Annotated in this window: 10 protein-coding genes; 3 read left to right on the forward strand and 7 right to left on the reverse strand. The window is 65.3% G+C overall.

The features are described 5' to 3' along the window. Nucleotides 1-56: 56 nt before the first annotated feature. From XH96_RS18845 to XH96_RS18870, 6 genes are all read right to left on the reverse strand, one after another. Nucleotides 57-2,789, reverse strand: a complete 2,733-nt coding sequence (locus XH96_RS18845) for an EAL domain-containing protein (protein WP_194393759.1) — start codon at nt 2,787-2,789, stop codon at nt 57-59. Between the two features lie 176 nt (nt 2,790-2,965). Continuing rightward, the gene (gene moaC, locus XH96_RS18850) at nt 2,966-3,499 is read right to left on the reverse strand and encodes a cyclic pyranopterin monophosphate synthase MoaC (protein ID WP_194393760.1); all 534 of its coding nucleotides are present in this window, start codon (nt 3,497-3,499) and stop codon (nt 2,966-2,968) included. A gap of 1 nt (nt 3,500) precedes the next feature. Next, the gene (gene trpC, locus XH96_RS18855) at nt 3,501-4,310 is read right to left on the reverse strand and encodes an indole-3-glycerol phosphate synthase TrpC (RefSeq protein ID WP_194393761.1); all 810 of its coding nucleotides are present in this window, start codon (nt 4,308-4,310) and stop codon (nt 3,501-3,503) included. Between the two features lie 7 nt (nt 4,311-4,317). Continuing rightward, nucleotides 4,318-5,331: an anthranilate phosphoribosyltransferase gene (gene trpD, locus XH96_RS18860; RefSeq protein WP_194393762.1), complete on the reverse strand. Its 1,014-nt coding sequence runs from the start codon at nt 5,329-5,331 to the stop codon at nt 4,318-4,320. Nucleotides 5,332-5,345: 14 nt separating this feature from the next. Then, nucleotides 5,346-7,244 carry a SurA N-terminal domain-containing protein gene (locus tag XH96_RS18865; RefSeq protein WP_194393763.1) on the reverse strand — a complete coding sequence of 633 codons (1,899 nt, stop codon included), beginning with the start codon at nt 7,242-7,244 and terminating at the stop codon, nt 5,346-5,348. Between the two features lie 41 nt (nt 7,245-7,285). Continuing rightward, nucleotides 7,286-7,504, reverse strand: coding sequence for a hypothetical protein (locus XH96_RS18870; RefSeq protein WP_194393764.1), 219 nt, complete (start codon nt 7,502-7,504; stop codon nt 7,286-7,288). A 16-nt stretch (nt 7,505-7,520) separates the two neighbouring features. Between XH96_RS18870 and tpiA the strand changes: the two genes are divergently transcribed. The 3 genes from tpiA (at nt 7,521) to XH96_RS18885 (ending at nt 10,611) form a co-directional block, all read left to right on the forward strand. Beyond that, entirely contained in the window at nt 7,521-8,279 is a 759-nt protein-coding gene (gene tpiA, locus XH96_RS18875) for a triose-phosphate isomerase (protein WP_194393765.1), read from the forward strand. Nucleotides 8,280-8,429: 150 nt separating this feature from the next. Then, nucleotides 8,430-8,813, forward strand: coding sequence for a preprotein translocase subunit SecG (gene secG / locus XH96_RS18880; RefSeq protein WP_028177609.1), 384 nt, complete (start codon nt 8,430-8,432; stop codon nt 8,811-8,813). Between the two features lie 166 nt (nt 8,814-8,979). Further along, on the forward strand, nt 8,980-10,611 hold the full coding sequence (locus XH96_RS18885; protein WP_194393766.1) for a CTP synthase: 1,632 nt from the start codon (nt 8,980-8,982) through the stop codon (nt 10,609-10,611). A gap of 4 nt (nt 10,612-10,615) precedes the next feature. Here XH96_RS18885 and XH96_RS18890 read toward each other — a convergent pair whose 3' ends face one another. Next, nucleotides 10,616-11,278 (reverse strand): class I SAM-dependent methyltransferase, encoded by a 663-nt coding sequence (locus XH96_RS18890; RefSeq protein ID WP_194393767.1) that lies wholly within the window; start codon nt 11,276-11,278, stop codon nt 10,616-10,618. Between the last annotated feature and the right edge of the window lie 43 nt (nt 11,279-11,321).

The following is an 11,321-nucleotide window of genomic DNA, read 5'->3' on the forward strand; positions in this document are numbered from 1 at the left end:
GGCAGTTCTTTTTGGGGGCATCCTCGGAGTCATCCCGTCCATCCGCGGCGGAAGATCTAACCGGCCTCGCGGCGGCGGCCCTCGCTGCCTTCGCGCCGGGCAAGCCGGCTGCGATGCAGCGCGAACAGCTCCAGCATCTTGTCAGCAGGCTTGGCGGCGCTGAACAGATAGCCCTGCATCTCGGAGCAGCCGAGCGTCCGAAGCAGGCGCCGCTGCTCCTCGGTCTCGACGCCTTCGGCTGTGGTGGTCATGCGGCGGGAGGTCGCCAGGTTGACGACGGCCTGGACGATGCTGGCGGAGCCGTCGGGGCGGGCGATGTCGTCGACGAAGCAGCGGTCGATCTTGATCTTGTCGAAGGGGAAACGGTGCAGATAGCTCAGGGATGAGTAGCCGGTGCCGAAATCGTCGAGCGCGATGCGTACGCCGATGGCACGGAGCTGGTGCAGGATCGCGAGCGCGGCGTCGTCGTCGCGGATCAGGACTGCTTCGGTGATCTCGAGCTCGAGCCGGCTCGCCGGCAGGTTCGACGCAGCGAGCGCCGCCATGATCTTCAGCGCCAGCGTGCCGCTCTTGAACTGCACCGGCGAGACGTTGACGGCGAGGCGGATGTCGTCGGGCCAGGTGGCCGCATCCCGGCAGGCGGTCGCCAGCACCCATTCGCCGATCTCGTTGATCAGGCCGGTGTCCTCGGCGATCGGGATGAATTCGGCCGGCGAGACCATGCCGCGCTCGGGATGACGCCAGCGCACCAATGCCTCGCAGCCGGTGATGCGGTCATCCTTCAGGCTGAGGCAGGGCTGGTAATGAACCTCGAGCCCGCCTTCGACCCCCCCTTGGGCGATGGCGTGGCGCAGGTCGCTCTCGAGCTGGCGGCGCTCGCGGACCCTGGCGTCCATGTCCGGCTCGAAGAAGCGGTAGGTGCGGCGTCCGGCGGACTTCGCCGCGTACATCGCCATGTCCGCATTCTTGAGGATCTGGTCCAGCACCGTTCCGTGTTCCGGCGCAAGCGCAATGCCGATGCTGGCGTCGGTGGTGAGATGATGGCCCATGCAGTCGAACGGCGTGCGGATGGCTTCGAAGACCCGCGCGACGAGTTCGTCGACCTGGTCCGGCGACATCACCGCGCTCTGCACGATCGCGAATTCGTCGCCACCGAGTCGCGCCACGAAGTCCGCCGGGCCTGTACAGCGCTGGAGGCTCGCGGCTACCGATTTCAACAGCTCGTCGCCGACGAGATGGCCGAGCGCGTCGTTGACGCCCTTGAACTCGTCGATGTCGATGTAATGCACCGCGATCTGCTCGCCGTCGCGGACCGCGGCCAGCGTTTCGCGCAGATGCTCGTGGAACATGGTGCGGTTGGGCAGGTCCGTCAGCGCGTCGTAATGGGCGAGGTGGGTGATGCGCTCCTCGATGCGACGGCGCTCCGTGATGTCCTCATGGGTCGCGACCCAGCCGCCATCCGCGAGCGGTTCGTTGAGGATGTGGATCGAGCGGCCGTCGGAAGTATCGACCACCATGGAATTGCGGACATGGATGTCCTTCAGCACGAGCGCGACATAAGCGTCGACGTCGCCGGTGAACGAGCCGGTTGCCCTGCGATGGGCGATGATGTCGTGGAAGCTGGAACCGGGCTTCACGATCTCGGCCGACAATCCGTACATCTCGATATAGCGCTGGTTGCAGACCACGAGCCGCTGCTCGGCGTCGAACAGCAGGAGGCCCTGCGTCATGTTGTTGACGGCGCGGTCGAGCCGCTGCTTCTCCAGAGTCAGCCGTTCGCGCGAAAGGCGGTGCTGCTCCAGCAGCTTGCGCACAATCGCAATCAGCACGCCTGCGATGGCGAGCGCGGAAGAGGCGGCGACCGAGATCAGGATGCCGATCTGCTCGCGCCAGTCAGCCAGGGCCGCCGCCCGCGTCGTGCTGGCCATCATCAGGATCGGGAAGTGCGGCAGGGCACGCGCCGAGATCAGCCGGTCCTCGCCGTCGACGGGGCTCGTGAAACGGCCGGCGAAGTGATCGAGGCCGAAAATCCTCTGATGGGCGAACGGACCGGTCTTGAAATTACGTCCCGTCAGTTCGCTGGAATGGGGATAACGGGCGAGCAGCGTGCCGTCGCGATGCAGCATCGAGATCGTCGCGCCTGCGCCGAGCACGACCGAGGCGAAGAATTTTTCAAAGTTGGCTGGTTCGATCCCGCGTCCGACGACACCGAGGAACTCGCCGCTTGGCCCGACGATCTTGCGGGCCACCAGGATGGTCCATGCGCCCGAGACGCGGCTATGCAGCGGCTCGATCAGGACATCAGGCGAAAAGGGATCGTATTTGAACGTGCGGAAGTAGGCGCGATCGGCCACGTTCACCTTGGGAGCCGGCCATGTCGTCGACGAATTGATCAGATTGCCTTCGGCATCGGTGACGTTGACGCCGCCGATGTCGGGCAGCGCCTCGATCTTCGACCGCAGCATCCGGTGGACGTCCTTGCCCGAAAGGCGCTTGCGATAGTCTTCCCCGGTCGTGATTCCGCTCGAGCGGACGTGGTCGACGAAATCCTTCTGGATGACCGCGAAATCCTGCAACTGCTGATCGAAATGATGAGTGAGCAGCAGCACGGTGTTTTCCAGCTCGCGGCCGGAGTTGCGCAGCGCCCGCTCGCGGAAATTCTGCGCCATCAGGACAGAGCCGATGGCGATGGCCGCGATCAGCAGCGTGCCGCCCACCACCAGCCAGCGGATCGGTCCGCCGCGCACGAAGGCTTGGTCAAAGAGGCGACTGCCGAATTTCGTCATCATGCTGGATCATTGCCGGGCACACGTCAGGATCAATTCTTGGCCCTGGAAACATCCGTTGGTTTACGGGAACGGTGTGGAGGCAAAGTTAGGAAGCGCGGTTAACGCAACATGAAAGGCCGCGCTCAAAAGCAATCGATGTGCGTCGCGCGAGAGGCGGTTCGCCGCAGCAAGCGGTTTCAGGCGCGGTAGTGGCCGGACTTGCCGCCGAGCTTCTCGACCAGGTGGATGTCTTCGATGCGCACGCCGCGCTCGACCGCCTTGATCATGTCGTAGATGGTGAGGCAGGCGACCGAGACGGCCGTGAGGGCCTCCATCTCGACGCCGGTCGGGCCCGTCACCTTGACGCTGGCCCGAACGAGGCAGCCCGGCAATGTCACGTCGGGCTCGATGTCGACCGTCACTTTCGACAGCGCGAGCGGATGGCAGAGCGGGATCAGCTCCGACGTGCGCTTGGCGGCCAAGATGCCGGCGATGCGCGCGGTGCCGAGCACGTCGCCTTTCTTGGCGTTGCCGGATACGATCAGGTCGAGCGTCGCCCTGGTCATGATGACGCGGCCTTCCGCGACAGCAAGTCGCTCGGTCGCGGGCTTGTCCGAGACGTCGACCATCCGCGCCTCGCCGGAGGCGCCGATATGGGTGAGGGCAGGGCCGGCCTTGGATTTGGCCGGATTCGTCCTGGCCGGATTCGTCTTCGCTGGCTTGCGCGCCATATCAGCGTGTGCCCGTCGTGTTGCGCGCGAGCAGCGCGCGCGTCGCCGCAGTGACGTCGGCCTGCCGCATCAGGCTTTCACCGACCAGGAATGTCGATATGCCGGCGCGCTCGAGCCGGGCGAGATCATCTGGCGTGAAGATGCCGCTTTCGCCGACCATCAGCCGGTCCCGAGGGATCAGCGGCGCCAGCGCCTCGCTGGTCGCAAGCGTCGTCTCGAAGGTGCGGAGGTTGCGGTTGTTGACGCCGATCATCGGCGACCGCAGCTTCAGCGCCCGCTCGAGCTCGGCGCGGTCATGGATCTCGATCAGGACGTCCATGCCATAGGCGACGGCGGCGTCTTCGATATCCCTCGCGGCGGCATCATCGAGCGCGGCCATGATGATCAGAATGCAGTCGGCACCGTGCGCGCGCGCCTCGACGACCTGATAGGTGTCGAACATGAAATCCTTGCGCAGCACCGGCAGCGACGTTGCCGCGCGCGCCGCCACCAGGAAGTCGAGATGGCCCTGGAACGAGGGCGTATCCGTCAGCACCGACAGACAGGCCGCGCCGCCCGCCTCATAGGCTCTTGCGAGTGCCGGCGGGTCGAAATCGGCGCGGATGAGACCCTTGGAGGGCGAGGCCTTCTTGATCTCGGCGATCAGCGCGTAGTCGCCGTTGGCAACCTTGCTCTTGATCGCGCGGAGGAAACCACGCGGCGCGGATGCGGCCCTGGCTTGGGCCTCCACGGCGGAGAGCGGACGTGTCCGCTTCGCTGCCGCGATCTCCTCGCGCTTATAGGTCTCGATCTTGGTCAGGATGTCGGGCATGCGCGGTTCAGCTGTTGGAGACTGCGACCAGGTGCTTCAGCTTCGCGTTGGCCGCGCCGCTGTCGATTGAGCGGGCGCCGATCGCGACGCCCTCCTTGAGGTCCTTGGCGCGGCCGGCCACGACCAGCGCGGCCGCGGCATTGATCAGCGCGACGTCGCGATAGGGGCTCGGCTTGCCGTCGAGCACGCTTTGCAGCGCGATCGCATTGGCATCGGCGTCACCGCCCCTGAGCGCACCGGCCTCGCAGCGCGACAGTCCGGCCTCCTCGGGCGTCACCTCGAAATTCCGGATCTCGCCATTGTGGAGTGCGGAGACGAAGGTCGGGCCGGTGAGGGTGATCTCGTCGAGGCCGTCGGAGCCATGCACGACCCAGGCGGATTCCGAGCCGAGGTTCTTCAGCACCTGCGCCAGCGGCTGCACCCATTGCCTGGAGAACACGCCGACCATCTGCCGCTTCACGCCGGCCGGATTGGACAGAGGGCCGAGCAGGTTGAAGATCGTGCGCGTGGCAAGCTCGACCCGGGTCGGGCCGACGTTCTTCATCGCGGGGTGGTGGGCGGGAGCGAACATGAAGCCGATGCCGCATTCGCGCACGCAGCGTCCGACCTGCCCCGGCTTCAGGTCGATCTTCACCCCGAGCGAGGCCAGCACGTCTGCGGCGCCCGAGCGCGACGACAGCGCGCGGTTGCCGTGCTTGGCGACCGGCACGCCGGCGCCCGAGACGATGAAGGAGGCGCAGGTCGAGACGTTGACCGAGCCGGAGCCGTCGCCGCCGGTGCCGACGATGTCGACGGCATCGGGCGGCGCCGTCACGGTCAGCATCTTGGAGCGCATGGCGGAGACGGCGCCCGTGATCTCGTCCACGGTCTCACCGCGCACGCGGAGCGCCATCAACAGGCCGCCCATCTGCGACGGCGTGGCCTCGCCCGACATCATGGCGTCGAAGGCGGAAGCGGCTTCGTCACGCGACAGGCTGGCGCCGGTCGCCACTTTTCCAATGATCGATTTCAGGTCGTCCATCGCGTGCTTTCAACTCACTGGTTCGCGCCGGTCACCTGCGCGAAGGCGGCCTGATTGATGGTGGTTCCGATGTCGGTCTCGAGCTTGTTGACGTAGGAGGCGACCTGCTCCTCGGTCAGGGCCCGGTCGAGGCTCTCCTTCAGCTTCTTGACCGCGTCGGAGGCAACATCGACCGCGGGATCGACGATGTCGGTGACGCGGAAGACGATGACCTCGCTGCCGCCGCTCACGGCCGTCTGTCCGACGCCGTCCTTGGCGGTGCGGAACGCAGCCGACACGACGGTGGCGGGCACGCCGGCGGGCGAGTCGTCGCGCTTGAAGCCGGTCGCGGTCTCGACCTTGGCGCCAACAGCGGCGGCCTCGTCAGCGAGCTTGCCGCCTGCTTCGAGCTTCTGCACCATTTCCGTCGCCTTGGCCTTCAGCCTGGCCGCGATCTGGTCCTGGCGCCAGCGCGCCTCGACCTGGTCGCGGACCTCGTCGAGATTGCGGTCGCGCGAGGGCGTGATGGCGAGCACGTCATACCAGACATAGCCGCCCTTGAACGAGATTGCGTCGTTGTCGACACCGACGTCGGTGTTGAAGGCTTGCGACACCACGTCGAGACCCTGCGGGATGCTGGCGACCGGCTGGCCGTTCGGGGCGCGGCCGGAACGGTCGACGGCGTCGATGGTCACGGCGGTGAGGCCGAGCTTCTGCGCCGCGTCGATCACGCTGGAGCCGCCGCCACGCTCGTCTTCCATCTTGTCGCGGAGATCTGCGACCTTGACGCGGGCCCGTTCGGTGGCGATCTCGCGTTTGATTTCGCCGGCAACGCTGGCGTAGTCCGCCTCCTTGCCCGGCTCGATCTTGTCGACCTTGACGATCGCAACGCCAAGTCCGCTCTGGATCGGCTGGCTGATTTCGCCGGCAGGAAGCGAGAAGGCGGCATCGCCGACCGCGGGAGTGAGCGAAGACTTGGTCACGAGCCCGAGGTCGATGTCGGAGGCGCTCAGCCCTCGCTCCTTGCCGAGGTCTTCGAACGAGAGCCCGCCGACGAGACGTTCGCGTGCGGCTTGCGCTTCGGCGACGCTCGGAAACACGATCTGCTGGATTTGTCGCTTCTCCGGGGTGCCAAGCTGGTCCTTGCGCTGCTCGAACACCTTCTTGGCGTCGTCGTCGGAGACCTCGGTCCATTTGCCGATGTCTTCCGGCGAGATCACGACGAAGGCGATCTTGCGGTATTCGGGCGCGCGGAACTGGACCTTGTGATCCTCGAAATAGGTGGCGAGGGCTTCGGGCGAGGGCGCGTCGATGGTGCCCGCCTGCGCGGCGTCGAGCTTGACGAATTCAATGGCGCGCTGCTCGTTCTGGAAGCGCGTCAGCACGTCGATCATGGCCTTCGACGGCTCAAGGCCGGCGCCGATCGTGCCGGTGATCTGGCGGCGCAGCGACACCTTGCGTTGCTCGGTGACGTAGCGCTGCTCGGTATAGCCGAAATTGCGGATCACGGCCTGGAAGCGGTTCGCATCGAAATTGCCGCCGACGCCTTTGAAGTTGGGATCGTTCATGATGACCTGGCGGATCTGGTCGTCGGTCTGGCCGAGCCCGAGCCGGCGCGCCTCTTCGTCGAGGGCGGCTTCCGCGATGGTCTGCTGCAGCACCTGGCGATCGAGGCCGAAGGCGCGGGCCTGGTCGGGCGTCAACGGCCGGCCGAACTGGCGGCTGATCTGCTGCAGGCGGTCGGTGTAGATCTGGCGGAACTCGTTGAGCGAAATCTCCGTGCTGCCGACCTTGGCCACCGTGGACTGCCCGAAGCCTTTGAAGATGTCGGCGATGCCCCAAACGCCGAAACTGATGATCAACACGCCCATCACGATGGCCATGATGGTCTTGCCGAGCCAGTTTGATGAGGCCTTGCGCATTCCTCGAAGCATTTGGTCCAACTTGTTTGGTCAGGAGGGGAACGGAGCGCGTCTTAATGCAGATTCCGCAAAAGCGCGTCACCAAATTGATAGTTCATCATAAAGTGGCGGCTTTCCCCCCGCAACCTCGCCTCACGCGGCTGCTCGAGACTGCGGTTAAAGGCCCCAAAGCGTTTTTCAGCGAAGTCGACCCGGTCCGCTTCAAGAAAACGCGTCAAAACAAGAATCTGGAACTGCCGCGACAGCTCTGCTAGCGCATCGACAAACCTCATTTCGCTGGACCCTGACATGACCGACGCCATCCGACCGCTGATTACCGGCAACTGGAAAATGAACGGGCTGAAAGCCCAGGCTGCCGAATTCGACGCCATGCTCAACGGTGCGGCAGACGTAGCTGGCAAGGCCGACCTGATGGTTTGCCCGCCGGCGACCCTGGTCGCCGCCTTCGCCGACAAGGCGCGCGGCAAAAAGGTCGCGGTGGGGGCCCAAGACTGCCATCCCAAGGCCTCCGGCGCCCATACCGGTGATGTCGCCGCCGAAATGCTGGTGGATGCCGGCGCAACCGCCATCATCGTCGGCCATTCCGAGCGCCGCGCCGATCACGGCGAGGGCGACGCTCTGGTCCGCCAGAAGGCCGAAGCCGCCTGGCGCGCTGGGGCGACGGCGATCGTCTGTATCGGCGAGACGCAAGGCCAGCGCGATGCCGGCCAAACCCTGGACATCCTGCGTGGCCAGCTCGACGGCTCACTGCCAGACGGTTCCACCGCAGCCAATCTGGTTGTGGCCTACGAACCGGTCTGGGCGATCGGCACCGGGCTGACGCCGACAGCCAAGGATGTCGAGCAGATTCATGGCTTTATCCGGGAATTCCTGATCTCCCGGTTCAAAGCCGAAGGTGCCGGAATGCGCATCCTCTACGGCGGATCGGTCAAGCCCTCGAATGCGGCCGAACTGATGGCGGTGAAAAACGTCAACGGCGCGCTGGTCGGCGGCGCCAGCCTGAAAGCAGCCGACTTCCTTGCGATCGCCAAAGGCTGTCCTAACTAAGCGCTGCCCGGCTCGTTCAAACCGTTGGGTTCGGATCCGATCGGGGGTGGCAATACCCCTCCCGATCGTGTAACACCGCGCAACTTCAGGAAAACCGCGAAGCGCGATCGGCCGCCGTCAGGCGCCGTCCGCTTGTGACGGAAGGATATTATGCAGACCGTTGTCATCGTCATCCACCTCATGATCGTCGCCGTCATGATCGGCACCGTCCTGCTCCAGAAGTCGGAAGGCGGCGGGCTCGGCATGGGCGGAGGCGCCGGCTTCATGTCGAGCCGCGGCACTGCGAACCTTTTGACGCGGACCACCGCGATCCTGGCCGTCGGCTTCTTTCTCACCAGTCTGTTCCTGTCCTGGTACGCCGGCTACGACCGCAAGCCGTCATCGATCATTGGCGCGCCTGCGTCGCAGACCCAGCCGGCCGGCGGATCGCCGATCGCGCCGCCGACCTCGGGCGGCATCCTGGATTCGCTGAAGAAGGCCGACGAGCAGCAGAACCAGGCGCCGTCTGGTCCGCAGGTGCCGCGTTCGCAATAAAGCAGGGGGGCCATGCAGGCCGGCTGCTACCGTCCTGCATCAAAAATCCCCATCAAGGCACTGTCACCACTGTTAGTTCTGGCTCACCCACAGCCCGCAAAATCTTTTGGGGCGGAATACGAATCGCTTTGGCGAATCGAATTTAGGGGATTAGAGGTTAAGTCCCATGGCGCGGTACATATTCATCACCGGCGGCGTGGTTTCTTCGCTCGGCAAGGGTTTGGCTTCAGCGGCACTCGGTGCCCTGCTGCAGGCCCGGGGCTACAAGGTCCGCCTCCGCAAGCTCGACCCCTATCTCAACCTCGATCCCGGAACGATGTCGCCGTACCAGCACGGCGAAGTATTCGTGACCGACGACGGCGCGGAGACCGATCTCGATCTCGGTCACTACGAGCGCTTCACCGGGCGGCCGGCGACCAAGGCCGACAACATCACGACGGGGCGCATCTACCAGGACATCATCTCCAAGGAGCGCCGCGGCGACTATCTCGGCGCGACCATCCAGGTGGTTCCGCACGTCACCAACGCCATCAAGGAATTCGTCCTCGACGGCAATGACGATTACGACTTCGTGCTGGTCGAGATCGGCGGCACCGTCGGCGACATCGAGGGCCTGCCGTTCTTCGAGGCGATCCGCCAGCTCAAGAACGAGCTGCCGCGCGATCATGCCGTCTACATCCACCTCACGCTGCTGCCCTATATCCCGAGCGCCGGTGAGCTCAAGACCAAGCCGACGCAGCACTCGGTGAAGGAGCTGCGCTCGATCGGCATCCAGCCGGACATCCTGCTCTGCCGCACCGACCGCGAGATCCCGAAGGAGGAGCGGCGCAAGCTCGGGCTGTTCTGCAACGTGCGCGAAAGCGCCGTGATCGAGGCGCGCGACGTCGACAACATCTACGCCGTGCCTGAGGCCTATCACAATGCGGGTCTCGACGACGAAGTGCTCGCGGCCTTCGGCATCGCCTCGCGCATTCCGCCGGAGCTGCGCAGCTGGCAGGAGATCAACGAGCGCATCCGCAACCCCGAAGGCAACGTCACCATCGCCATCGTCGGCAAGTATACCGGCATGAAGGATGCGTATAAGTCGCTGATCGAGGCGCTCTCGCATGGCGGCATTGCCAACAAGGTGAAGGTCAATCTCGACTGGATCGAGAGCGAGATCTTCGAGAAGGAGGATCCGGCGCCGTTCCTCGAGCACGTCAACGGCATCCTTGTGCCCGGCGGTTTCGGCCAGCGTGGCGCGGAAGGAAAGATCAGGGCGGCGCAGTTCGCACGCGAGCGCGACGTTCCGTATTTCGGCATCTGCTTCGGCATGCAGATGGCGGTGATCGAGGCCGCGCGAAACCTCGTCGGCATCGAGGACGCCAACTCCACCGAGTTCGGTCCCACCAAGGAGCCGCTGGTTGGCCTGATGACGGAATGGCTGCGCGGCAACGAGCTCGAGAAGCGCTCGCAGGCCGGCGACCTCGGCGGCACGATGCGGCTGGGCGCCTATCCCGCCGCGCTCAATCGCGGCAGCCGGGTTTCGCAGGTCTATGGCGGCGCGACCGAGATCTCCGAGCGTCACCGCCATCGCTACGAGGTCAACACCGCCTACAAGGATCGCCTCGAGCAGCACGGCCTGAAATTCTCGGGGCTTTCGCCCGACGGCGTGCTGCCTGAAATCGTCGAGTACGAGGATCATCCCTGGTTCATCGGTGTCCAGTTCCACCCCGAGCTGAAGTCGCGGCCGTTCGAGCCGCATCCGCTGTTCGCGTCGTTCATTCAGGCGGCGATGGTGCAGAGCCGGCTGGTCTGACCGCTCAGCGCGCGGCGGAGTGGTCGCGCGCGTGATGCATCGGCGCCAAGGCGACCCGCGCTGACGGTTCAGGCGCAAGCGATCCCGTGATCAGCTTCATCTGTGGTCGCCGCGTCAGCCTGTAGACGGCGGCAGGTGGCACGTTCAGCAAGGCGCGATCCACGAGCTTTGCGCGCAGGCCCAGCCGGTCGAGCAGGGGCCGCGGCACCGGGCAGCTCATGCCATAGGTGAACTGGTAGAAGGCGCCGCCCGGGCGGAGATAGCTGAACGCGCCGCTGAGGATCGAGATGACCTTGCGCCTCGACATGTTGAGCAGCGGCAGCCCGCTCACGACTGCGCCGACGGGGGCGCCATCGTAGAGGCGCTCGCTCGCAAGCCGTGCCGCGTCCATCCACAGCACGCGCGCCCCGGGAAAGCGCACTTGCAGGAGCTTCATGAAGTCGGAGCCGTATTCGATCAGCGTGAGATCCTGCGGCCGGACGCCGCGTTTGAGCAGCTTGTAGGTGAATGCGCCGGTGCCGGGCCCGAGCTCGAGAATCGGCCCAGTCGATGCGCTGATCTCGCGCGTGATGAGATCGGCGAGCGCCGCGCCCGACGGCGCGACTGCGCCGACACGACGCGGGGACGACATCCAGGACAGGAAGAAGGAAAGGAAATCGTTGGGCATGCGCACTCCGGCATTGGTTTGCACCTCCTGAGATCAGAGGTGC

Source organism: Bradyrhizobium sp. CCBAU 51765 (assembly GCF_015291725.1).
Lineage (GTDB): Bacteria > Pseudomonadota > Alphaproteobacteria > Rhizobiales > Xanthobacteraceae > Bradyrhizobium > Bradyrhizobium liaoningense.